24 protein-coding genes and 2 pseudogenes are annotated in these 25,207 nt (G+C 24.1%); 9 read left to right on the top strand and 17 right to left on the bottom strand.

The window, feature by feature from the left end:
• Positions 1-383: 383 nt before the first annotated feature.
• The 7 genes from bdr to HNR35_RS05060 form a co-directional block, all read right to left on the bottom strand.
• Positions 384-932: a Bdr family repetitive protein gene (gene bdr / locus HNR35_RS05865; protein WP_236845797.1), complete on the bottom strand. Its 549-nt coding sequence runs from the start codon at positions 930-932 to the stop codon at positions 384-386.
• A 269-nt stretch (positions 933-1,201) separates the two neighbouring features.
• Positions 1,202-1,273 (bottom strand): hypothetical protein, encoded by a 72-nt coding sequence (locus HNR35_RS05860; RefSeq protein WP_234799444.1) that lies wholly within the window; start codon positions 1,271-1,273, stop codon positions 1,202-1,204.
• A 169-nt stretch (positions 1,274-1,442) separates the two neighbouring features.
• Complete coding sequence (locus tag HNR35_RS06000) at positions 1,443-1,526, bottom strand: hypothetical protein (RefSeq protein WP_444859488.1); 84 nt, start codon at positions 1,524-1,526, stop codon at positions 1,443-1,445.
• A gap of 1 nt (position 1,527) precedes the next feature.
• Positions 1,528-1,770 (bottom strand): P12 family lipoprotein, encoded by a 243-nt coding sequence (locus HNR35_RS05855; RefSeq protein ID WP_236845796.1) that lies wholly within the window; start codon positions 1,768-1,770, stop codon positions 1,528-1,530.
• A gap of 692 nt (positions 1,771-2,462) precedes the next feature.
• Positions 2,463-3,638: a type I restriction enzyme HsdR N-terminal domain-containing protein gene (locus tag HNR35_RS05070; protein WP_183224349.1), complete on the bottom strand. Its 1,176-nt coding sequence runs from the start codon at positions 3,636-3,638 to the stop codon at positions 2,463-2,465.
• A gap of 122 nt (positions 3,639-3,760) precedes the next feature.
• Positions 3,761-3,925, bottom strand: coding sequence for a hypothetical protein (locus HNR35_RS05065; RefSeq protein ID WP_236845795.1), 165 nt, complete (start codon positions 3,923-3,925; stop codon positions 3,761-3,763).
• Positions 3,926-4,035: 110 nt separating this feature from the next.
• Positions 4,036-7,869 carry an Eco57I restriction-modification methylase domain-containing protein gene (locus tag HNR35_RS05060; RefSeq protein ID WP_183224347.1) on the bottom strand — a complete coding sequence of 1,278 codons (3,834 nt, stop codon included), beginning with the start codon at positions 7,867-7,869 and terminating at the stop codon, positions 4,036-4,038.
• Between the two features lie 644 nt (positions 7,870-8,513).
• On the opposite strand from HNR35_RS05060, the gene HNR35_RS05055 reads away from it, so the two are divergent.
• Together HNR35_RS05055 and HNR35_RS05045 are read left to right on the top strand one after the other, a co-directional pair.
• Positions 8,514-8,630: an Mlp family lipoprotein gene (locus HNR35_RS05055; RefSeq protein WP_150119866.1), complete on the top strand. Its 117-nt coding sequence runs from the start codon at positions 8,514-8,516 to the stop codon at positions 8,628-8,630.
• An 864-nt stretch (positions 8,631-9,494) separates the two neighbouring features.
• Positions 9,495-9,668, top strand: coding sequence for a hypothetical protein (locus HNR35_RS05045; protein WP_011703863.1), 174 nt, complete (start codon positions 9,495-9,497; stop codon positions 9,666-9,668).
• 88 nt (positions 9,669-9,756) lie between these two features.
• Here the strand turns inward: HNR35_RS05045 and HNR35_RS05040 are convergent, their stop codons facing one another.
• Positions 9,757-9,915, bottom strand: a complete 159-nt coding sequence (locus tag HNR35_RS05040; protein ID WP_011703864.1) for a hypothetical protein — start codon at positions 9,913-9,915, stop codon at positions 9,757-9,759.
• Between the two features lie 49 nt (positions 9,916-9,964).
• Positions 9,965-10,024: a hypothetical protein gene (locus HNR35_RS05980; protein WP_073999390.1), complete on the bottom strand. Its 60-nt coding sequence runs from the start codon at positions 10,022-10,024 to the stop codon at positions 9,965-9,967.
• A gap of 200 nt (positions 10,025-10,224) precedes the next feature.
• On the opposite strand from HNR35_RS05980, the gene HNR35_RS05030 reads away from it, so the two are divergent.
• The 4 genes from HNR35_RS05030 (at position 10,225) to HNR35_RS05845 (ending at position 11,571) form a co-directional block, all read left to right on the top strand.
• Entirely contained in the window at positions 10,225-10,374 is a 150-nt protein-coding gene (locus HNR35_RS05030) for a hypothetical protein (RefSeq protein WP_183224345.1), read from the top strand.
• Positions 10,349-10,480, top strand: a complete 132-nt coding sequence (locus tag HNR35_RS05975; protein WP_157859697.1) for a P52 family lipoprotein — start codon at positions 10,349-10,351, stop codon at positions 10,478-10,480. Before HNR35_RS05030 ends, HNR35_RS05975 begins: the two co-directional genes overlap by 26 nt.
• 191 nt (positions 10,481-10,671) lie before the next feature.
• A complete protein-coding gene (locus tag HNR35_RS05020) occupies positions 10,672-10,848 on the top strand; it encodes a hypothetical protein (RefSeq protein ID WP_183224358.1) in 177 nt (58 codons plus the stop codon).
• A gap of 273 nt (positions 10,849-11,121) precedes the next feature.
• Positions 11,122-11,571, top strand: coding sequence for a hypothetical protein (locus HNR35_RS05845; RefSeq protein WP_336509705.1), 450 nt, complete (start codon positions 11,122-11,124; stop codon positions 11,569-11,571).
• A gap of 1,544 nt (positions 11,572-13,115) precedes the next feature.
• Here HNR35_RS05845 and HNR35_RS05010 read toward each other — a convergent pair.
• Genes HNR35_RS05010 through HNR35_RS04995 form a run of 4 tightly spaced genes read right to left on the bottom strand, consistent with a single transcriptional unit; the run spans position 13,116 to position 16,162 of the window.
• Positions 13,116-13,700, bottom strand: a complete 585-nt coding sequence (locus HNR35_RS05010) for a chromosome replication/partitioning protein (protein ID WP_012615203.1) — start codon at positions 13,698-13,700, stop codon at positions 13,116-13,118.
• 58 nt (positions 13,701-13,758) lie between these two features.
• A complete protein-coding gene (locus HNR35_RS05005) occupies positions 13,759-14,511 on the bottom strand; it encodes a ParA family protein (protein WP_011703871.1) in 753 nt (250 codons plus the stop codon).
• Positions 14,487-15,041 (bottom strand): DUF226 domain-containing protein, encoded by a 555-nt coding sequence (locus HNR35_RS05000; RefSeq protein ID WP_011703872.1) that lies wholly within the window; start codon positions 15,039-15,041, stop codon positions 14,487-14,489. Before HNR35_RS05000 ends, HNR35_RS05005 begins: the two co-directional genes overlap by 25 nt.
• Before the next feature lie 41 nt (positions 15,042-15,082).
• Entirely contained in the window at positions 15,083-16,162 is a 1,080-nt protein-coding gene (locus tag HNR35_RS04995) for a plasmid maintenance protein (RefSeq protein ID WP_183224343.1), read from the bottom strand.
• A 1,200-nt stretch (positions 16,163-17,362) separates the two neighbouring features.
• Here HNR35_RS04995 and HNR35_RS04990 point away from each other — a divergent pair.
• On the top strand, positions 17,363-17,536 hold the full coding sequence (locus HNR35_RS04990; protein WP_011703875.1) for a hypothetical protein: 174 nt from the start codon (positions 17,363-17,365) through the stop codon (positions 17,534-17,536).
• 291 nt (positions 17,537-17,827) lie between these two features.
• Here HNR35_RS04990 and HNR35_RS04985 read toward each other — a convergent pair whose 3' ends face one another.
• The 3 genes from HNR35_RS04985 to HNR35_RS04975 form a co-directional block, all read right to left on the bottom strand.
• Positions 17,828-18,436, bottom strand: a complete 609-nt coding sequence (locus HNR35_RS04985; RefSeq protein WP_419465739.1) for a CRASP family complement regulator-acquiring lipoprotein — start codon at positions 18,434-18,436, stop codon at positions 17,828-17,830.
• Between the two features lie 1,500 nt (positions 18,437-19,936).
• Positions 19,937-20,719 (bottom strand): virulence associated lipoprotein, encoded by a 783-nt coding sequence (locus HNR35_RS04980; RefSeq protein ID WP_183224341.1) that lies wholly within the window; start codon positions 20,717-20,719, stop codon positions 19,937-19,939.
• Positions 20,720-21,602: 883 nt separating this feature from the next.
• A complete protein-coding gene (locus tag HNR35_RS04975) occupies positions 21,603-22,286 on the bottom strand; it encodes a CRASP family complement regulator-acquiring lipoprotein (RefSeq protein WP_183224339.1) in 684 nt (227 codons plus the stop codon).
• Between the two features lie 866 nt (positions 22,287-23,152).
• Between HNR35_RS04975 and HNR35_RS05840 the strand changes: the two are divergent.
• A pseudogene (locus HNR35_RS05840) lies at positions 23,153-23,566 on the top strand (hypothetical protein); the annotation flags it as partial.
• On the opposite strand, the gene HNR35_RS04965 reads toward HNR35_RS05840, so the two are convergent.
• Positions 23,563-24,159 carry a P13 family porin gene (locus tag HNR35_RS04965; RefSeq protein WP_236845794.1) on the bottom strand — a complete coding sequence of 199 codons (597 nt, stop codon included), beginning with the start codon at positions 24,157-24,159 and terminating at the stop codon, positions 23,563-23,565. The pseudogene HNR35_RS05840 and the gene HNR35_RS04965 overlap by 4 nt on opposite strands.
• A 306-nt stretch (positions 24,160-24,465) precedes the next feature.
• On the opposite strand from HNR35_RS04965, the pseudogene HNR35_RS05970 reads away from it, so the two are divergent.
• Positions 24,466-24,774, top strand: a pseudogene (locus tag HNR35_RS05970) (P52 family lipoprotein).
• Positions 24,775-25,207 lie beyond the last annotated feature (433 nt).

The following is a 25,207-nucleotide window of genomic DNA, read 5'->3' as shown; positions in this document are numbered from 1 at the left end:
TTTAATATTTGTATACTAAGTCTTAAGTTATTGGGGTTAATATTTAGAATTAAAGTAGCCATACTATTAAAAAATTATATATATAATTTTTTAATAGTATGGATACTTTAAATCTAAATATTAACCCCAATAACTTAACACTTAGTATACAAATATTAAACTTTATCTTAGAAATCTAAAGGAAATTTAAGAATCACAAACTTTAACCTAAAGATGATATAAATCCCCACAACAATAAAAGTAGATAATATTAATATATTTTTGTGATATTTTTTTCTTACTAGGCTTAGGGTTTGAAAAAAATATCACAAAAACAATCCGGATGAATTATATCTAAAATATTTTTTCTTAATTAATTATGGGTACAAAATTCTTTGCAATTTTTATTTGTAATAGTTACTAATTAGCGACATAACAAAAGGTATTAGAATGGATATAGCAGCGGGAACCACTACTACTATAATAATACTTATTACTCTATTGCTAACCTTAAGCTTTTCCAAAAAAATTTGGCTATTAACTTGTAGCTCTTTTTTCAGATTTTGTTCCAAAATAGACATATTTTTGTTCAGATTTTGTTCCAAAATAGACATATTTTTGTTCAGATTTTGTTCCAAAATAGACATATTTTTGTTCAGATTTTGTTCCAAGTTGGATATGTCTTTTTGTAAATTCTTCTCTACAGTATCAATTTTGGCGTCTAAATTATCTATTTTGGTATTTAAATTCTTTTCTACAAAAGAAATCTCAGAAATAAGATTATCAAATTTTAAGTTGAATTGTTTTTCTAAATTTTCTAAATCTCTATATGTAAGCTCATTGTGATAATATCTTTTTGACAAATCTTTAGCTATTAGCTGTTCCATCCCTAGCCGTAGGAACTCTTTATATATTTGTTCTTCGGTAATATTTACTGTCAACACCGATTTCATATAATTCACCCACTTACTAAGTACATTGTAGCACAAATCAAAGCTAAATAACAGCACATTTTCAAAATTAATGAAATAGATTGCAAAACGAGCTGGGATTCTCCATTTTTCCCAACTTTTTACGCTTACTTCTCACACGATGCACTTAGTTATAGTGTCCTCTCCCTCGTAGAGATCTAAAATCCCACCGTAGAACCTAAATACTTCTTTTTTCTAACTCTATTGGGCGCCTACCTATGTAATTTTTATGATACCTATTATAGCGATCCTTAAGCAACTCTAAATAAGCTATTTATGTGAAGATACAAAAATACCTTCCCCTTTTTAAACCTAAATTCAATAAAGTAAGCTTTATTATCCTATTAATATCAAAAATCTATTCATAAGTAGCTCAAATCTTTCTTTTTTAGCAAAATCCTTTTAAATGTTTAAAAGGATTGCTATAGTTTAAATCAATCAGTATAATTTTATGCATCCCTAATAATATATTAACCATTCTTATAGACTCTCTTATCTATTAAAACTTGCGAAAACGATTTTTAAATTTTCAATAAGTTCTTTTATCTCTTCCTTTCTCCTAAATGCCTCATTTATTTTATAAGAAAAAGATTCTAATTGTCTTACTTAAGGCATTCCTTGAGTTACTTAGAACCTGTCTAGATAATTGCCAACGCATAAGACCTTTCTTTTTACTCTCTAATCTTTTAATAATACTTTCTTTTAACTTTTTCTGCGCGTCACCCAAAAAGAAAACCATAGATTTTATTTCATTTCCTGCTATATCAATCTTATTTATAAGATTGTCAAGTTTAATATCTATCCTTAACTGATTTTGCAAATGTACTAGCTCCCTTGTCTTATTTTTATTGTTCTTAAAATTTTCCATTAGTGATGTTTTTTAATTTTGAATCTTTCCCATCACATCATATAAATCATTTTTTATTATAACGTATTATTCATATTTAAGTACACACACCTCTTTAATTGGCTTAGAAAATCCAGAGTCTTTGAGGATTTTCTATATTTTTAATTATTTAATCTGCTTTCTTTTTTTCATCAGTAGAAAGAATTAAATCCCATTTTTTTATCTCTTTTTTTGAGCATGATTAATTGAAATATTTGGATTCAATATTACTAAAGGAAACTAAGGCTCTAAAGGAATAATTAAATCCTCATATTCCTGTTCTCCAAAATTTTTATTAAACCCTTCTTGATTACTATATAAATTATTAAAAACACCTTTTTGAACACTATCTGAAACTTATTTTACATTATTATTATTTTTTTATCCTTTATGACCGATAATTTAGAATCTAGATTACAAGACATCAATCCTACCATTAATATGTATATAAAAACAATTTTTTTCTCATCAAAATATTCTCCTTTCTTCTAATCAAGAATATATATTGTGAATAATAATGATTATTAATTAAGAGAATATGTGATAAGTTGTGAACTAATATTTCTATAATCAAAAAATTATAGAAATATTAGTTCACTAAAACATTTAAAATGTTTATATATTATTTAATGTACTTTTTTTGAAACAATATTATTGTAACTTAATCTAATAAGATATTTGATTTCTTCCATTTGAAGACCCGATGTACATAAAATCTGAATATCCCCTCTACCCCATTTGCCAATATTCTTAACATATCTAGTAAAACCTTCTTTTAAGGTTATTTGATTTAGAGCAGCAGTAATAGTAATATTTATTTTATTTACCCTAGGTCTAAAGCTAAAATCTACAAAATACCTACCCTGTACTCTAAATCCCGTATAGCACTTTGTTTCAAGTTTCTCAATTTCATTAGAGCTTAAAGCAAAAATAAAACTTTCTAAGTTTTTGTATATTGCTTTCATATCCGAATTTAATTTTTCAAATTTTTTTAAATTTTCGGTTTTAATATTATTATCTTTTATGCCAGGATCTATACCATCTTCTATGTTATTTTTTTTAATGTCTACTAATATATCATGTTTTTCGTTAAAAACACTAAAAACATTTTTTATAATATTATTAAATAATTCGTCTAAATGTGTTTTTTTAAAATCAATTTTGGTTTTAAAAAATTCAAGAAAATCATCGCTTGTATTTTTTATTTCTTTTTTCAAATAAGCTAAAAGCTTGTCTGTATATTTTTTTTCTAATGCAAAAGCTCTGGCCGCCTCAATATTTAAAGAGTTCCTAGAAAACTTTTTAAGATATCCAAAATCTTTAGTTGTTAATTTTTCTAAATTAATAACCATAAAAGGCTCATTATCTAGTAAATTATCTTTATCTAAGTCTGTATAGAATCTATATTCTATACCATCTGTTAATACGCCGAATTCAACTCTCTTCTCTTGAGAACGAATATTTTCAAAATAAGGTTTTAATTGCTTTAAATAATTTCCAAGCTTTTCCTTACTATTATGATATTTAGCCTCTATCAAAATCGTAGGTTCTTCATCCTTTTTTGTTGGATAAATAATATAATCAACTTTTTTTAACCCATTCAGTTTTGGAATATCCGCCTTATCTTCAACTTTAACAATTGAAAGATCAGTGTGATCATAGCCCATTGCATCTAAAAATGGATCAATAAGATTTTGCCTTGTTTGTGCTTCGTTTTCAATAAGATCTTTGTTATTTTGTATCTTTCTACTTACAGCTTTTATTGATTTTATAAAATTTATATCTTTATCTTCATCTAGCATAATTATATGTTAACAATAAAATTAGAAAATAATTAATTAAAAAATAAATTTTCAAAATGTCACTCAATATTTAATACCTTTAAGTTTCAGAACCTACTTCTTTGGTATCCATTCTTTCTATTTTAAGTGCATTTAGACAATTTATTAGTAAAAAACATACATTTATCATTTGACTTATTTAACCCATCATCAACTTTATTTAATCTTATTTCAACTCTACTCAATCTGAACTTAACCTCATTAACTAAAGCAACTAAATTTCTAGTTTCAACTTCAAGCTTTAACACTCTTCTATCTAAATTAGATATTTTAAAAACTTCAAGTAATATCTCAATTCTTTTCCTAGCTCATTTTTTAGTTTAAAATCTTATTTTTTATTTTTTTCCACCCTATTATACTAAAAAATTTTATTATTTAGCAAATAATTTTCATATCCTTTTATTAAATAAAAAATATAATCTTCTCCTTTTTTGTTTTTTAATGCCTTAAAATCACCAAGCAAAGTGGTAAAATCTTCTTTAGTTAATGAGTAAAGACTAGCCACAATAAAATTATTTTCATTTTCTTTTTCTTTAAAAAATTCATCTTCTGGATTTAGATTTAGTATTTTATCAACTTTTTCTTTATTAAACTCAAAACATTCTAAGTAAAGCAAATATTTAAAGTTCTCAGGATCATTTTTAGTTATCAGCAAAGAAGTATTTTTTACAAGATTCAAATATAAAGAATTACTTAAAATTTCTTTTTCTTCGGGTTGTGGCATTGGGCATTGATATAAACATGATTTTTGAATATGTATATTAACAAATCTTCTAATTATAAAGTCAAATACAAGCGAATTAAAAATAGAAATAATAAATAATTTTTTATAAATAGATATTGGTGTTTTCTCATAATTTATATACATTGAATCTACGCAATAACAATTTTTAGGAGAAAGTGTACTAATCATTGTTCTTTCATCTGTATTTCTTGCAATATCTCTATAAAATACTCTTTCGGTTTGATACTGATCATCTTTGGTTAATATTTTTTCCAAATCTTTTTTATCTATCCATAAAAGCTTAGAACTTTCTTTTGCATCATCACAAGTAAAAAATCTTGAATTAAATTGATAAATATTGGCTCCAGAATAAAGAAATATAAAGTTTTTATCATTATATTCTCTTAATAAAGATTTACGATTATTAATACTTGTATTTAACCCTCTTTTAAAATCAATATATTCTTGATTAAGAACATTGAATTGACTAAATATTTTATTAATTAAGCTAAATTCTTTATTATCTTTAAATTCAATAATTGATTCTTGAATAGGGGATAGTTTCTTAATTTGGTCTATATTTAGTTTAATTCCTTTATACGCATTTCCTTTGCCATCTTTTAAATCCTTAGTTATCTCTTTTAAAAGATTATCACCACTCTGAATCATGAATTTTGCTTTAAAACTAGATGTAGATTCTTTAATATTACTAAGTTGAAATATCGCAAATTTAAAACGAGAATCTACATCTTTAAATCTTTTTTTGTTTTCAAATTGATAAATATAATTAAGCTTATACTTACTAAATATATGATTTCTTAGCGCTCTAGAACTAAATTCATTCCAAAGACTAGAAGGGGCTAGATAAGTTAAATTACCTCCCGGTTTTATCAATTTTAAATTAAACGCGGTAAAATATCTAAAAAGATTTGAATCTCCACCACTAGTAAAGTCTTTAAAATCAAATTTATAAATATTGTTAATGGTAACTATACTATTTTTTTCTTCATTGTATTCAATATTTAAAGGATGATTATCTTTACTGAGTATTTCTTTTTTTATTTTGTTTTGATCCGTTATATTTAGTTTTCTATAGCTCGGAATATGTTTTGCAAAAAATTCAGATTCATTAAACCTAGTTTTCTCCCATGGAGGATTTCCAATTACAATATCAAATCCTTCCTGAACATCAGGAAATTCAATTCCATAGTGAAAAAATTTATAATAAGTGCTTATTTTTTTAATTTTCTCTATATTTTTTGCATCTTCACTAGAGGTTTTATTATTCAAGATGTTTTCAATTAAGTCGGCTATATAAGGAGTACTACTAAGCTCTATATTCTCATTAAATTTTAATGATCTATTAAAAGATAGAACATGGAGCTTAATTAAAGAAAATATTATTCTTAAATTATCCATATTTTTACTTTTCTCATATTCTTTGTATATCTTTTTAGATTTTTCTATATCTTCTTTAGTAGTATCATTAATGCCTTTAATTTTTTGATAACTATCTTTTAAAATAGTTGTAATGTCTTCAATTCTTTTTCTAAATAACGAATAACCAATTTGGAATTTCTCTTCTGTAGTGCTAAAAAATTCATCTTTGGTATATCCGAGTAAAGAATTCCCTACTTTTATATGATGTTCAATAAAGCTTAATGGTGTTCCAAAAATAAAGGTATTAATCCATAAACTTAGCATAGTAATTTCGACTGAAATAGGATTAATATCTACTCCATAGATACATCTTTTAAGCAGCATCCTTTTAAGTACTAATTCTTTACTTATGGTATCCTGAACTTTATATTTTTTAGCCTCATTAATAATAATTCTATATTCTTTATCAAGCTCTTTTTTCACATCTTCAAATTTATCAAGATCATACCATACTTTTTCTGTTAAATAATTTAGACAAGAAATTAAAAAATGACCCGAACCACAAGAATTATCAATTATTTTAATATCTAAAGGAGATTTAGTTTTAAGTTGCTCCTCAATTGAGGACACAACCATAAAGTCAGTTAAATCTTCTGGAGTATAATATGCTCCATTTTTTTTTCTGTCAAGGGACCTTGATGTGAGATAAATATTGCCTTTATAGTATGTAGCAACTTTGTTTAGTTTCTTTGTTTTTAACTCTTCATCGGTACGAATAAGATAGGTCCCATCTTCAACAATGCGATACAAATTAGTATCTGCAATTCTAAGATCATATTCAAGCAAGGTTTCGTATAATTCTCCAAAACTTTTAAGATCAATTTTTGAATACTCTACAAATTTATCTTCTTTGGCATTTTCTTTGTTAAAGAATAGCATCTTAGTTAAGATGTCTTCAAGCTCATCAACACTTAGCAAATTTTTATTATTTAAATATTTAACTTTATCTTCTGCGAACAATCCCCCGTTAAATACAGGAAACTTTATTAAATCGTTTCCTTTGTCAAAAGTATTAAAAATTGTTATTAATTTACTATACCCTTCTTTTCTATTAATAACTTTATTATAAAAAAAATGCCTAAAAGACATATAAGATTTATATGCAACACTTTCTTCTAATATTCCTTTAAATGGTTCATTATCCTCAATATATACAATAAAAAATATTCTTAAAATAAATATAATTGCTTCTTCAAGTATCTTATCTAAGTAAAATTTAGTAATTTCCTTGTTTGATACTTTAAATTCTTCTTTATATATATTTTTTGCAATTTTAAATACTATACAGTCGTCTGGTTTTTCATAAAGTAAATCTCTTAAAGTTTTCTTAATTACCTCTTTTTCTTTAGCTATTTTTTCTTTTTCAATTTCTATTACATTACTTCTTTTTAAGAACCTTTCTTTTCTTATAAGATAGCTAAATAAAGAAAACCAGCCTTGTTCTTTATACTCTTCTTTTTCTTCAATTTTAGAAAAATCAAATTCAATATATCGTTTTTCTCCATAAAGTACTTTTGATTTATCATAAAGTCTCCATACCTTTCCATTTGAAAGTATTCCATAATGTTTTTGATATTGATTTAGATATCTATAAAGTTGATCTTCTGCTTCTTTTAACTTGTCTTTCGCATCAAAGCTAAAAGTAGGACTTTTAACTTCTGCTATAAGCAAGATATCTTCAGCTGGAATAGGCTCATTATTATTTTTAGCCTCTTTCGATTTTTTATTAAAATTTACTTTATCTTTATCACATTCAAAAAGTAATATATCTACTCTAGATTGCTCTCCATCTATTTGTCCACCTTTTTGTTGTTCTACTGAATACGCTAATTCTTCAAATATAGATTTTAACAAAGACTCTATATTTGCTTCCGTAGAATTATCATCTATGGTTTGAACTTTATTTTTTAAAAAAAGAAAAAAGCTTTTTGCTTTACCAATATCTTCTTTTTTTATGAAGTCTTTTGATAACTCCTTATAAAGAGATGTGTTTGGATCATTTGTTTTTACAACATCATTAGTTTTCATTATTTTATTTTATCATTTATAAATAATTGTGTTCAAAAATTGCTTATTTGAATAAGATATTTTAAAAAGATGTTCACCTATGTTATAATATTTTAATAGGGAAATATCTAATTTGACATAAGAAATCAAAAAAAGAACCACAAGATCAAAGAGAATTAATTGTAGAAAAACTCAAGATAAGAAGCAGAATAAAAACTTTTATTCCATTAGTAATGGTCGTTACTATTACATCTATAATAATAACTATTATTGTGTTGCTAATTACTAGTATTTCAAATACAAATTACTAAAAATCTTCGACATATAATTTATAATAATTTATCATTTTTAAACAATGTCCTTAAAAACAATAATATTTCTAAAAACAGGATCTATAATTATAAGAATAAACTTTTTCATTACTCAATATATTGTGCTAAAAATAAAAAAAGAAGCCAAAATGGAAATTATCTATATATTACTTATTTGTGCTCACGCTAAACAGCTGTAATACTAATAATACATATATCAAGCAAACAAAAAACATGATTTAGATCAAGAAAGAGCTATAATAAGAAAAACCTAAATTCTTCCCCTCTGAAAAATTACCTAAAGAAAAACTATTTGATAATCAAAAAAAATCTCTTGACTGATTAAACCCCAATTTGGCTAATGATAGAAAATTTAATAAATTTTTACAATATGATGAATCTAAAATAAAACCAACGCTTGATCACATAAACAAAGGACTTGATAAATATACTGAAAGGCAATGCAGATAAACAAAAAAATACTTTTAAAAAGCAGCTTAAGGTGATCTTAATAGTGTATATACTACTAAAACTCTAGTAAGTATACCGTAAAAATGTTTATCAATAAGGGGGAGATAAGAATAAAAATTATCAACATATTATTTTGTTTATTTTTATTTATACTAAACAACTGTAATTTTAATAGTAATAACACTTTTAAGAAAAATAATAAATTCAATTAAACCTTACATAAAAAACGTGATTTAAGCTAAAAATAGCTATAAAAAGAAGAAATTACTCTAACCTCTCTCAAAAAAATCAAAAACAACCAATAATAGCCTTAAACTTATATTAAAGGGGAAATTACCTATAAAAAATAATCAAAATAATAAAAAACCAGCTGTGGTAAATATAAAGATAATAACAAAATAGAGCAATATTTAATAGGCGTCACTAGGAGTATATTTTATAACAAAATTCTAATAATGGGATTTATCGGTGTTCTAACAATAACCTTTTAAACGATACTATCAAACATTTTGAAAGCCTTAAAGCCAATTAAAAAATAAATAATAACTTTATTTACCCATTTATATCAGTTCAGTACCACCAGAATAATTTTCATTTTTAAAATACTCTTCTTCAATCTTTTTAAGGGTATCTATGGTTTTTCTTTTTTAAAGATAAAATTCTTCTTTATAGATAAGCTTTTCCTTTTGATTTAATTTTGGCTCATTGGATATTTTTAGTTTCTTTCATTAGAATTAACTAAATCAATCAATATATTAAATTTTCTCATTTATTGAGGCTAACATTTAGGTATTAATGGACTTAACATATTATAACTTTTTATATTAGCTTTATAGATTAACGCGCTATGAGCATATAAATTATATGCTAAAATCCTTTATTAGCAAGGCAATAGAACCAAATTTAGACGTTTTTTTAAAGTTTTCTAATATAGTTTTTCTATCTATAAATTTAATTTATCTTTTAAACTCTTTACCCTCTTCTGACTACTATTTTTCATCTCTTTTTTCTTTTTCAGGCTATTCTCAAGCTCCTTGAATTCATTTTTAAATTTTTCTTTATCTTTTCATCTATTTTATCCTTTCATTCTTTTATTTTTTTTCAATCCCTTTTTAATACTAAATATTCAACAACACTCTGGATTATTTTTTTTTATTTCATCTTTTGTACCCACCCCCAAAAAAGCTTGTTTTCTAAAATCTTGCTCTAAATTTTTTACATCTTTACTGCTTGCGTAATTTTTACAAGAACTTATTGGTACAAAAACAACATAAATAATAAACATTATTCATAATAATATCTCCCATCACTCAACATTTTGTTACATAAAAATCTTACACACACCCAAAAAAATACTTTTGAAAAATATTTTTTTGATTAGCATTAGGATAAATTCTATATTTATAGCTCTATTAGTGCTAATTATTTTTTAAAAATATTATATTTAATTTATTTTACTAATTTGATAAAAATCAATCAAAAATATAACAAAATAGATTTTTAAAAAATCCTAAAATACTAAAAAACAGGTTCTGGCAAGATTATTACTAAAGGTGTAGTTGCCGATTTAAAATCAACCACAACTGAACATTGTATGTCAAACAATATGAAAGAATATATTCAAAATGAAAAACCTAGAATTGCTCGTTTACTCAATAAAAGCATTGATGATTTGACATTAGAGGATTATTACAATAAGGAATACTTTAACGGTTTTTTTGAGCTTAGGTTCTGCAAGATCTAAAAAATTAATTAAGTTGTTTTGTAGGATAGAAAGAAAGAAAAATAATTTATTTAAAGTTAAACTTTGTGGTGCGTTGTATCACCACATAAAAAGTATATTCTCCTAATATTTTGCATAATTCTGATAAAGAGATTGAGCATATTGGGCCTTGATTATTTTTGGACCGAGTATTGACCAGTAATATGAAAAAATTAAAGACTAATTAGAATATGCGCTAAGTACTAATCATTATTAACGGAGGAGTAAAAAAATGTTATTTAAAAAATAATAAAAACCCTTATCTTACTGTTTTGCTTATTGCTATCATGTATAACAGAACAAAATTTAGATAGGTTGCTTTCTTCAAATAGTTCAAAAACAAGTAAAGAAAAATCAACTTTAAAAAATTCGAGAAAAGATAAAATCCTAGTATCAAAATCAAGAAAAAATGTAGCTGATTTAACTAAAACAGATATAGCAATAAAAGTAGCTTGAGAAGAAGCTATAGATAATAAGGGAACATAAGAATTGGCATCGATCGGCGGTTCAATTACTGTATCAACAGAAAAAACTCAGAATCAATTGGGTCAACAGATGGTATAAGAATTGCAGAGTTATCGCAATCTATATAATCTTAAGAAACTCCATCTATAATAAGGCAATCAAAACCAAAAAACACAGATCAAAAAATAGTTAAGACTCAAGAAGAAGAACAAAAAAGAAAAAGAAAGACAAAGACAAGAAGAAGAAAAACAAGCTAAAGAAAAAATTGAAATACTTATAAGAAGGATAGACAAAATAGATAAAGATATTAATGTTATTAAATATAAAAGTTCGTTTATAGAAAATATAAAGAGAATAATAGTAGTATCAACAGAAGTTGTAGAAAAAATCACAGGGCCTATATATGACTATTTTACCAATGATATTGGCGCCATATACTATGTTTGGTATGATAATCTAAATACAAGTCTAAAAGAATTGTTGGAAAAATTGAGTACTACTAGAGGAGATTTAAGAGCTACCTTAAGTGAAGGTAATCAAAAATATACTAGGAGTGGCAAGAAACCTATATTAAAAGAACATGTAAGAGTTAGTAAAATTGAATCAAACTCAGACAAACTAAAATCAGAATTAAAAAGGGTTAAAGAATATCTTAAAGATAAATCTAACTTTGAAAAAATTAAAGAGTATATCGCTAATAGTGCTGATGAATAGCTTTAAATATATCTAAACTTTGTATATGTAAATAATAACTAATTAAATGTTTTACTGGTTATTTTTTAAAAAAATTGTTATAAATGTAAAAATATTCGTCAATGAAATTTTTTATTGAAAAGGTAAAAAATTCTCTATCTATAATTTAATTGTAAAGGCTTTTAAATTTGGATATAGATAAATTATTACACAATAATAATATTAATAAATTTAAACATTTTTGATATCACTTAATTATTTTTCTTAATCTTATAATCAATTATAATTACATCTAGCAAAAATAATAAATTATCATACTCAAAACCGGTACATACTTCTTGTATTTATACTTATATATGATATTTTAAAAACTACTTACTATAATAAAAATAGTCATTTTTATTATACTCTACAAAAGCCCCACTCATATAATAAATTCACTATTTTAAACCTCTAAAAGCCATACAATAACACTACTATTAATTGTCCAGCTTAGTAAAATTTTTAATTTATCCATTTTAAAAAAACTATATTTATCAACACTATAGGCATATTTATTTTTATGCAAAACAGCAATATTGTTGCCTTATTCCTTATCAAACTCTTTAAATTATAATTTTTACAAATATTTAACCTTAAGTATATAAAAATTTCCTTTAAAAGAGAATACTCGCTGTAAAATATTTAAACCCTCATCTCACTATTAAGTTTTTAAGCACATTCCCACCAAACAAAATGTTATCCATCTTACAAAAGATATCCATTAAGCTTACTTCTTTGTAAGCTTACATCTATTACAATCAAACTTAAAAACATTCTTATTACTTATGACAATCTCTTATTTGTTCCACTTAATTTACTTTTTTCTTTAAAAATATTATTTTTTTCAAAAATTTCATATCCAATAAAAACTCTTATTATTTAATGCATAATATTTTAGATTTTTAATTTACTTTTTTATCTATATTTTCTTTTAGATTGTTATTAATAAACATATTTTTACCAAATTTGTAGCAAAAATTTTTATAAAAAGCTCAGGGCTTGTGTAAATTCTCTTATTAAAGAACTTATATAAGCCCTGCTTGCCTCTCATAAAATGATCAAAAATAAATAGGTAGTCAATATGAAAATATTTTTCTACACTAATTGTAGTATAGCCCAACTTAGAATTAAAATCAATTTGTCTTTTTTTAAAAAAAATAAAAGAATTTATCTAAGCCCTTTTGTTAAAAACTTAAAATAAGCCTTAATAGATAAAAAAGTAAAAATAAGAAGCTACTAAATACTATATTATTCAATAATATAGTATTTATAAATAGTAAAATATGCTATTTTGCTATTGAATTTCTTATAAAGACTTGATTATTAAAGAGTGGCCAAATGAGTCAAGATTTTCTACTGCTATTATCAGGAAATATATTATTTTATTTCCCACACTAAGTTTTTTTTAAAACTCTTTTCTACACCATCTATATCCTTTTAAAAAATATTTTTTACATTTATTAAATCCTTTATTCATAATCTCTAATCTTATATTTTTTTTATTTCAATAAAAATCAAATTGCTTATAAAACTTTCTTATTATCCTTTTGATCTTGATATCTTTTAAAAAGTTTATTAAGAAAATCTTTTTGATTTTCAAAAATCTCATTCATCATAAAATTTGTAAAGTTAGCATTACTTTTATAAAAATCATAACTTTCTTGACTTTTAAGCTGAAATCTTAGAGGTTTTATTGAATTTTGTTTTGATTTTTTTATTATTCCGCTTGTTTTATTCTTAACATATCTTATAGAGGCTCTTATTCCATTACTAGTTATAAAATTCTCTTCTAATAACCCTGTCTCAACTGCTGTGGCTAACCTTATATATTCATAAGATTGTGTCTTTGCTAATTTAAAATCTGATAAAAAATTTTTAAAAGATTTATATCCTCCTTCTACATAAAGCTTCTTGTCATTTATTTTCTTAAGGATCTTCATAGTATCAATAATATTATATATTTCTGATTTAATATTATTTCTTAATTGTGTAATCAATTGTTCAAATTCTTCTTTTCTTTGATTTTCATTACTTTGATCAAGAATATAATTTAAACTATTTTCCGAAATTCTTTTGTTAATTTTTAAATTAACACTTTTTTTATTCATATCTTCTCCTTTATGCTCAATCAATCCGGCGTGCCGAACTTATTAAGTTTATTGATTTTTATAATTTCCCTAAAAAAGTTTCCAATATTTTTTTATATTCAATAATATAGTCTTTTGTAAAATCAAATTTTTCATTACACCCTATTCTTTTATTTAAATCTTCCCTTTCGCTTATACATCCTAAAAACCCATTTTTCATACTTACTATTTCCATTAATTGTTTATGGGTAACATTTTTTTTAAATCTTGTTACAGTAATAAACACCGGTATTCCAGCCACTTCTTTTATAAACCTTCTCAATGTTTCAAATCCTTCAACTGCCCATTTTTCTGCTGTCATTGGAGATATTACATAGTTGCTACTAATTAGAGAAATCTTTAATGTAAAATTCCTTTTGGGATTAGTATCAATTATGACATAATCATAGTTATCTATTATAGAATTTAATTTTGTCTTTAATGAAAATTCAATAGATAGGTGTCGGTTATCATAATAATAATCTCCATTTAATTCATCAACTGTTATATAACTAGGTATCAAAGCTATATTATTATCAACATTAATAATACTTTTATTAATATCCATACCATCTTTTATAACATTTCCTATATTTATTTTAGAAACATCAAAATTTTTTGTTTCCAATTCATTATAATAATAGCTTGTAGTAGCAGCCTGATCATCTATATCTATTAAAAGTACTTTATACTTCTGTGCTAATAAATTTGCAAGTATTATTGAGGTTGTACTTTTCCCAACACCACCTTTAAGGCTTGCAATGGTTATTATTTTTGGTTTTTTTCTATCCATCTTATAAGTATTCCTTCTTCTGGATATTCTTTATCATAAAATTCATATACATGTTTTTCTAATTTTGTAAACATATCAATACATGCTATATTATAGGGTGTATTTGATTTTTCTTTTTTTAACAAACGAAGCAATCCCTTAAAATAGCAAAAAACACTTCCTTTTTTAAATCTAAATTCTATGTAGTATGCTTTTGATAATCCATATGATTTTATGATTCCATTTGTTTCATATTTTACAAAAATATTTTTTATTGGTTTTCTATAACCATAATAAATTCCTAGAAATTGATCTCCTTCTTTTACAGAATATAAACGAACTTCTTCAACTTTCATTTGATTAAATAAAGTTCTCAATGATATACGACATTCATTTCTTTTATTATCAATTCCGAGTTTGTAAATGTCCATCATTATTTTTGTATGGTATATGGTTTTACCATTTTGTTTTTCGATCTTTATGAAACGATTTTTATTTTTACATTTAATTCTTGTTTTTTCTATTTGTGTAGATTTAAGCACGCTTTCCATGTTTAATCCTTATGTAATATCTTTATTTAATTCTTTTACGCTTAAGAAATTTTTTCTTTTTTTATCGTTTCTAATAATTCATAATAATAAGTGTTAAATACTTTGTTATATTCTAATTTCTTTATACTATTTAAATAGGTTTTTATAATTGGCTTTAAAATTTCTATTGTGGATTCTTTTTTTAATTGTTCAATAAGTATGCTAAAAATATTTATTTTTATATGATTATAATTTTTTAGTGAACTTTCTTTTTTTCTTTCAATTGATTTTTCTAGCTTTTGTTTTATGTTATTAAGGTCTTTATATTTTTGATTTTCAATGATAAAATGGGGTTTAAATTTGTAATTTTTGTATATGTTTTGGATATGAGTTTTTAATTGTTGAACATTATAACCCTTTGTTTCTAATTCTTTTTGAATATTATCTAATATTTTCTTTAATTTTGTCTGCTTTTTTTTAAAGCAAATTTTATTTATATTATTATTATTATTTTTGTTTTTTATTAAGTTAATTTCAATTCTTTTTATAATTTTCATTATTTCAATTAATTTATCCTTACTAATATTCAAATTCAAAATAGGAAGAACTTTTTTTGATAAAAAATTACATTTATTAAAATATTTTTTTAGTTGATACTTTTCTATTTCGCCATTTTCTTTTTCTTCTTTTATATTATTATTATTATTATTAATACACTCCTCTAAATTTAGATTCCCTTCTTTAGTAAATTTATCTTTAAGATATCTATTAACTCTTGTTTGGAATCTTATATCTTTCTTCTCTTTAAAATATTTATTGATTTTAAGGTAGCATTCTTTTTTGGGGTAATTAAGTTTGTAGTAAATTTCAGTTCCACAATTTACTCCCAGGTGTTTATGGTAGTTGGTTGTGACTTTTATTTCTTTTTCTAATTTGTAAAGATAATTTTGCATTGTCTTTAGTTTAACAGTTAACTGGCCATTTCTTTTTAAATTTTCATTAAAGTAATAAAGTATATTACTTTGGGTGTATTTTTTATATTTACTATTTATGTATTTCAGTGTTGAGATAAAAACTATTAATTTATGCTGTAATTTGTTCTGGCAAGGTGTGTCTTTAGGGTTAATGAGTATATTTTGCATATTACTACTCCTAGTTATTTTGATTTTTATAAATATATATATAGCACACTATTTGAATAAAAGTAAATACTTTTATTCAAAATTTCATAAAAATTAATAATTTATTTTAATGTTTCTGATTAAGAAGATTACATTTTATTATAAAGATAAATTGATTTTAATTCTAAGTTGGGCTATACTACAATTAGTGTAGAAAAATATTTTCATATTGACTACCTATTTATTTTTGATCATTTTATGAGAGGCAAGCAGGGCTTATATAAGTTCTTTAATAAGAGAATTTACACAAGCCCTGAGCTTTTTATAAAAATTTTTGCTACAAATTTGGTAAAAATAGTTTTTGATATTTTTAGTTATTTGTAAAAATAATAAATTAAGGAAAAAAATATTAAGAATATGTTTATTAATAATAATTTTAATTTAGGTCTAAAAACCATTCAACAAAGAAATTTTTAATTTTTATGATCCTTTATAGGTTTATAAAAAAAATGGTATTAGTAAAAATCTTTAAAAATATGGGTATAAATATCAGAATTTTAATAAAACCATAAGGGAAGTTAAAAATGTTATTAACAAGTATAATCTTGATATTAGATTTATGTAATATACAATTTTTACTATTGTTTAATTTTAAACAATTTATGTTATATAACTTAATTTTTTACACGCAGTGGACTTTATATATTATTTAGTGTATTAATACTCATATAAAGCTTACAAAAAAACAACTAAAATAATTTCAAAAATGTGAATTTATTATATCAATTATTTAGTTCTAGAACTTTTTAAATAAAAAAGTATGCTTTAGTTGTATTCCTTAGTATAAAAAGTAAAGCGGATATAATGTGGTACCTAATCTATAATAATTATGAAAGTGAATGCCTCTTATTTAGTGAATAAATATGTGTTAATAAATCTAAAAGAAAAGCTATTAATAGAAATTAAAAAAATATAAGAGTTTTGAGATAGTGTTTCAAGAGATGTTGGTTAGCATTAATTAAATAGGCCGCTTAGTAACTAAAGGCTCACAAATTCAATTATTTAAGCAATAGGTTTTGCAATGTCCTTTAAGGAGATATTTTATAGAGAATCGTATATTAAGTAGTTTGTATAAAAGACTATAACTTAAATAAAAAATAACTAAGGTTGAAATATTAAACCATCATATGATTTGTAATGTGGTTGGAATTGGGATACTTAATGTTGGTGTGTTATCTTATTTTTTTGTTAAGATATAAAAAAAGTCATATAGTTACTATTGAAGTTATTGAGAAAATTTTAATTTTTAAATACTTTAATATTAGAGTGGGTGGTATAATAATTTTTTCAGACGTTAGTTATCATAATTTTATTCAACTTAGTTTAAGTATGTAATAGAATAAGTTCTAGGATTATTCTGTAGAAATAAGGTAATAATTTTTAGATCAAAATAAGATTTTTAATAACATCTATTCAAATATATATATTTTTCCGTGTAAGCCTTAAATATACTGTTTCTTTAAATTGCTAATAAATTAAAAGGCCAAACCTTTAAAGGATCTTTATTGATGATATGACCTTTTGTAGCTTTTCTGATTCTTCAGTTTTTTCTTTAAATTGATTATAAAGTGTACTTACATGAGATTTAAGCTTATTAACATCTGTTTTTATAAGATTTGTGTCATTTTAATAATCTAATAAGAGTTGTTTTGACATTTCTGAGATATTTTTTATTATAGATAATATTTTTTCAAGTGAATTTTTAAGTTTCTGTAAATCTGAAGTGTCTAGTTTATCTAGAGTATCTTTTTTGGGGTATAAGCGATTAGTTACTATGTCAAGATCGACTCCAAGGCTGCTAAATAGGTTGTATATCACGTCTTCTTTTGTCGATAGTTTCATAATATCTGCAAATTCCTTTAATTCCTTAATATCAATAGCACTTAAAAGAGTATAAGTATGTCTTCTAAATTTTATAGATCTCTCAGTATTGTCAGACACCTTTTCTTTGCCCGGTCCCCAACCAAGCTTAGTAAAATTCATTCCATATTGGTTAGAAAGTTCTTTTTTCATTATTTTTATATACTTTTCTTTATGTGCGTTAGCTGTTTCTATTAAATTTTTTAAATCATTAAGTAGTTTGTTTTTTATTTCTTTATTTAGGTCTTCTTCTATGCCAAGCTTTAATTCCTTATTAGATGGAGATTTAATATCTTTGTGTTTAGTATCAAAATCTAGACTGCAAGCATTTAAAAATAGAAAAATAAATATACTTGTAATTATATAGTATTTCATAAATACTCTCCCTGAGTATAATTGAGTCTTTAGTGTATACTATTAAAGTAATTAAATATTATATATTTAATGTTAGAAGTTTTATAGCATTTTGAGTTTTTTAAAAGTATATTTTATATATTCTCTATTGATTTTTACTAAATTTGGAAATCGTTTTAAATTTTAAAACCCGAATTAATATTTTTTGAATAAAATATTGTTATTTTTGAGGGTCTTATTTGGGATAATTGATATAGAATTAAAGGGCCTTTAAGGGGGGAATATCTAATAAGGGCATAATGAATTTTAAAGATGTTATGATGAGTTAGCTTTGAGCTTAATTAAAGTGGTTGGAAAAAAATGGCTATGCAAATATTGTTACCTTTTTAAGGTAAAATTTTGATGAAACAATTAGCTTGAATTTAGTCTTTTTAGATTTAAATAATTGAAGGGTGTTATGTTAGTATTGCATTCTAACAAAGTTGGTTTATATGAAAATTAACAGTAGTTAGATTTGGCAATAAGATTGCCAAAATTGAGCCCCTAGAAAAGAATTTGTAAAAGTATATATTTAATTTATATATCAAAATTGATTTTGTAAAAAAGGTTTAATATTAAGGAAATATTCAAATTTGTTTTTGGGAAACTATTTGTGATATCACATTAACAATAGAATTAATTGTATTTGGTATTATTATTAAATTTTAGGCTTAGTTAAGAAAAAAATAGAGGCAAGTTGCTTTTATAGTTTACTGTTATTTTGATAGATTTTTTAGGCTTTAATTAATGTAAGGTTTTAGATTGTGCAAGTTTTTGTAAGATTCTTTTTAAGAGAAAAGTTTTTAATCAAATTTTTAATAATAGATTTAAGCCTATTAGGGGCTGTTTCTATAATAATTTAGATTTTTTTGTTAGAATTTATGAGATCATTATTTTTAAATCAAAGATTATAGAAGGAGCACTTCACTAATATAGATATTATTGAAAATATTGTATTAAGGTAAAAAGGCTTAATTTCTCAAAAAAATCGATAAATCATTTCTAAGCTTGTGTATATAAAAGGTCTATTCCTATTAATAATAGAAAATCAAATAGGCTATTGGTTAGAATAAATATATTAGATTAATGCTTTCTTACAATGTTAAATTGATATTTTGATAACTTTTAACTAAAAAGCAAAAGAATTCTCTGTTTATAATTTAATTGCAAAAATTTTTAAATTTAGGTGGAAGCCCATCTTTTAATACCAGGAGGCCAATGTTTAACTAAAGATTATAAAAAGTTTTCACATATAATTTACATAGATTTTAATTGAAGATAAGTTTTTCAAATTAATTTTTTTAAATTTTAAATATACATTTTATAATGTTTATAGGCCCCTTACAGTAGAAATAGGGTAATAATTTTTAGACCAAAATAAGATTTTTAATAACATCTATTCAAATAGATAATATATTTTCCCATATGAAGCCTTAAATATACCGTTTCTTTAAATTGCTAATAAATTAAAAGGCCAAACCTTTAAAGGGTCTTTATTAATGATATGACCGTTTTTTGTAGCTTGTCTGATTCTTCAGCTTTTTCTTTAAATTGATTATAAAGAGCACTTACATGAGATTTAAGCTTATTAACATCTGTTTTTATAAGATTTGTGTCATTTTGATAATCTAATAAGAGTTGTTTTGACATTTCTGAGATATTTTTTATTATAGATAATATTTTTTCAAGTGAATTTTTAAGTTTCTGTAAATCTGAAGTGTCTAGTTTATTTAGAGTATCTTTTTTGGGGTATAAGCGATTAGTTACTATGTCAAGATCGACTCCAAGGGTGCTAAATAGGTTGTACATACTATATGCTGTTGCCAGAGTTAAAATATTTGCAAATTCCTTTAATTCCTTAGTATCAATATCACTTAAAAGAGTATAAGTATATCTTCTATAGTTTATAGATCTAACAGTATTGCTGGATATATCTTCTGTGCCTGGTCCCCAATTCAAACCATTAAAAGGCATTCCATATTGATCAGAAGGCTCTTCTTCCATTCTTTTTATATACTTTTCTTTATGTGTGTTAGCTGTTTCTATTAAATTTTTTAAACCATTAAGTAGTTTGTTTTTTATTTCTTTATTTAGGCCTTCTTCTGTGCCAGGCTTTAATTCCTCTCTGCCAGGGCCTTCTTCTGTGCTAGGCTTTGATTTCTTATTAGATGGAGATTTAATATCTTTGTGTTTGGTATCAAAATCTAGACTGCAAGCATTTAAAAATAGAAAAATAAACATACATATAATTATGTAGTATTTCATAAATATTCCCCCGAATATAATTCAGTCTTTAGTAAATAATAAATTTAATTACTCTAATATTATACACTAAATTTAATTATTTTAATATTATATATAATATTAAAATAATTAAATTTAGTGTATAATATTAGAAGTTTTATAACATTTTGAGTTTTTAAAAAGTATATTTTATAGTATTCATAATGGGGTTTTGTGAAGCAAATAAGGTTGCTCATGTAGTTAGTTAAAGAGGGCTGCCAGCTATTAATTGCAAGATAAGCATTTTATAGTATGTAATGTTTTTACTTGCACGGAATAGTTATAATTAATGAATAAGTAAAAGTAATTAATTAAATAGTGGTTTTGAAAAAGCACCAGAAGAAAACAAAAAATTCAAATAAAAAGTATAAAAAGCATGAAGCATTGTCTGCTTTATAATGTCCCCTTTTACATAGGAGTTTGCTTATTTTTATAGCATCTTGTTCTTGTAAAATAGAAAATTGCAAAAATTTTAAATAATAGCTTTAATAAATTAGCTACTATATAATAACTTTTTTAGAACACAAATAACTTAAAAATATTTAAAAAACACAAATAGGTAGAAATTGATAAAAAAGGCGGCTTATAGGGTGTAGTGTGTCTTATAATATTGCTATACTTAATGGGCAAAAGCAACTTTTTATTCAATAGATCTTATAAATAGTAAACTTATATACCAAATAAAAAACGCTCTATAAATAAATTAATATAATATAAACATGGAGAGTACTTTTTAATTTAGTATATTAAATACTTTAATTAATCAAGTGTTTATGTTACTTCTTCTAAATAAAGAATACATAATCCTTTTAAAAGAAAATTTATTAGTATTAACTGTAAAAATAATAGACTTTTTTAATAAATTTTAATCCACAATGCCGGAAATAGATATTGATAATATGGTTGTTTTTAGATTATCATTCTCTTTTTTTTTCTCATTAAACCGATTTAATTTTTCACTCAAATAGGTTTCTAGCTTAGAATAATCTGTTTTTATAGAATTTTTATTTTCCCGATAATCTAATAAAATCTGTTTTATTTCTGTTGAAACAATTTTCCTTATAGAGAAAAATTGTTCAAGAGAATTCCCTATCTTTTTTAAATCTGAGATTTTTACCTTATCTAAAGCATCTGTTTCTAAAGATAAGTGATTAATTATTCTTTCTAGGTTAAGTTCTAAAATTGCTATGCTATTTAGAATCTGACCCGGCGATTGTAATTTCGGTTTATGAAATATTGTTGTAAATTCATCAAGTTCATCATTTGTTAAAAAAGTATTTATAAAATCAAAAGCTCTTTTATCTATTGTAAAAACTTCTCCATCACTTTCGCTATCTACAGTTTCTTGACTTTCTTCTGGCTCAATTGGTGGTAATTTATTTTTGTCTATAGTTGTTTTAATTATCTCTATTAAATTTTTTGTTTCGCTAATATTAGCATTTTCTGTTTTATCAATATGTTTTTTTATTGCTGTTTCAGTGGCATGATCGGCACCACAACTATTTAAAAGCAAAAAAACACACATACATAAAATTATGTTGTTTTTCATAAAAATATTCTCCTCAATTGGTATGTATTAATTGTATTCTTATATTAGGAGACATACAACATGAATCATGTATTTTTTATTATCAAAATTATAATTTTTTAGATTTTTGTTTCTTTTTTAAATAAAATTTCTCTTAACTATTTGTAATAGTTAAAAATTACTTATTTATTCTCATGAAAAATTTTATTATTCTTTCAAGCTCTTTAGAAATCCTTTAATATTTTTAGAATTTTTTAAGCTTTTCTAAAAATATTATTTGAAAAATAATCTTCCCATTTTGTATTGCTTTTGTTTTTTTATACTAATAAACATTAATAATCAAATGTTATTTTACAGATATTGTTTTTTAATTTTTGTTTTTATCTGATGGTTTTTAACAAAAAATAATTTGCGCTACTATTTATAAATAGTAACCCCATGTAAATTTGCCAAAAATTAATCTATTAGTGTCAATTTGAATATGCGCATCTTTCTTTAATCTTAATACCTTGGCCCTATCTTACTTTAAGTTTAAGTTTTTTACTAAGAATACAAGAATAGATGATATAATAGATATCATCTATTCTTTGCTGCTGCCAGAATATTTACCAACTCATTGTTCAAATTAAGCCTTTCTAAAAGATTCTTTTAAATTTTTTATTGTTTTAAATCTCTTTTTTGAGATTTTTTGCCAAATTAGATACCTTTTGAAGGTCTTTTTTGTATTAACCACTTTTTGTTTTAAAGAGTTTATTTTTTTCTTTATAATTCAAAAGTTATAGTTATTATTATGAAGTAATATTTTATATTTTATATACTCTTTTTATGTCATTGTTTTGTAAGACTTATATGCATAAATTGCTAATATAATTTTAATTAATTTAATTTTATACTTGACTTTAGTCAAAAACACTTCCTTGCTAATAGCTAAAAATGATCCCGAGAACTTTAAATATTTACTTTATTTAGAATATTTTAAGTTTAGTGAAGAAGAAATTGATAGAATATTAAATCTAGATGCCAAAGATAAATTCTTTAAAGATAAAGAAAATGAAAATAATTTCATTGTGGCCAGTCTTTACTCATTAACTAAAGAAGATTTTATAATTTTGCTTAATGATTTTAAGATATTGAAAAACAAAAAAGGAGAAGATTATATTTTGTCTTTAATAAAGGGATATGAGAATTGTTTGCTAGGTGCGCGAAGGGTTTCAATCGTTGGAGGATTGCATAATAGATCCCAATTGCCAGATTTTGAATTGACAATTAGGATCGTAAAGTTGCTATTGCACTTGATTTAATAATTTTTTTTAAACTTGAGCTGGAATCCGTTTATTCCAATATCAAAATTTGGTTCAAAACCCGCAAGCGAAATGCCTGATTTTTTTCCAATTTCTTTATCTTTTTTATTTGCAAATATAAATGGAATAATAAGCGAGGTTATATAGGATGTCAAAAGTGTGAGCGCTCCTATTCCCATTAGTGTATATCCAGTTCTTAGTTTTGTCTTATCGTTATTACCATACTCAGGCATATTAAAAAATCCGGTTACTATAAGGGTCATCCCCAGCAAACTGAATCCAAGTACTGATCCACCACCAATATAATCTCCTTGGGAAAAGGATCCTATTCCCAAAGGAATTACCATGTTAAGGAAAAATGCCATTAATTCGGGCTCATATGTATGGTGGTATCTTGGATATGTGTACGGATATAATGAATAATATCCTGGATAATATCCAATTTCTGATTCTGGGATGAAAGATACGCTTGAAAGATATTTTTCAGCATATGCGTTATTATTTTTTATCTCTTTTTTTAGTTTTCTATCCATGTTAGCATATAAATTGGATAGAAAACTAAAAATTAGTATTAATGTGAATTTTTTTTTCATATTAATATTATCTCCTAATAATTAAGTTTTGATAATTGAATGTTAGCGCAATTTCTAGATTTTATATGGGGAGATGGATTTTTTTCTAAAATATAATTTGAGTTACTTGAATGTGCTAAGCGGATTTTGACAATTCTTGAGAAGAGATAAAATTGGTATATGCTTGCTTCTTTTAGAGGAATTTATCTTACTTTGCAGAACTTTTAAAGGTTTGCTAAAAATAGTATTTGGGGGGACAAACTTATATATTTGCAGATTGTTTTAGCAGTAGGGTGGAGAAGGAGTATATATTAGGATTTTGGTTTAGTGTTTGCAATAATAACATTAGTTTTATTGGGTTGTTATTTGCCTGATAAGCAGAAACAAGCTGTTCAAGCTTTTTTTTGATGAGAATTTACAACAAAGTAGTGATATGTGTTCTAATGAGATTGTTACTAAAGGCATATTTATTAATTTAAACTATATGTGACTGAGCATCATTTGTTGATTGATATAAAATAGACTCTACACACTTTATATAATAGTTCACCAAATAATAATCTAGAAATTCCCCCATTGACTGACTATAATGAAGAGTATTTTAATAGATTCTTTTTAGAGCTAGGTTCTGATTGAGCTAAAGAATTGGTTAAGTTGTTTGGTAGGGTAAAAATAAGGGGAGTGATGATAAATTTAAAGGGGAAGCTTATTGGCTATATCATGTATAAGGGAGCTATATTCTCTACTTTAAGTATTCTGGTGAAAACGGGAATAATGAGCTTATTGTTGATATGCAGAGGAGGCCCACCATTGATCAACAATATCTGAAGGTTAAGAAAGGAATAAGACGGTGATTTTTAAAATGATTTTCGACTATTATATGAAAAAGTCAAAGATTTTGAGTTATACCTTTTTAGGTTAAAGTTTACGATTCTTAAATTTCCTCTAGATTTCTAAGATAAGGTTTAATATTTGTATACTAAGTGTTAAGTTATTGGGGTTAATCTTTAGGTCTAAAGTATCCATACTATTAAACCTTATCTTAGAAATCTAGAGGAAATTTAAGAAT

It is taken from the genome of Borreliella spielmanii (assembly GCF_014201705.1).
Taxonomy (GTDB): domain Bacteria; phylum Spirochaetota; class Spirochaetia; order Borreliales; family Borreliaceae; genus Borreliella; species Borreliella spielmanii.
The sequence above is the reverse complement of the archived record's forward strand: the minus strand, read 5'-3'. Positions and strand labels throughout refer to the sequence as shown.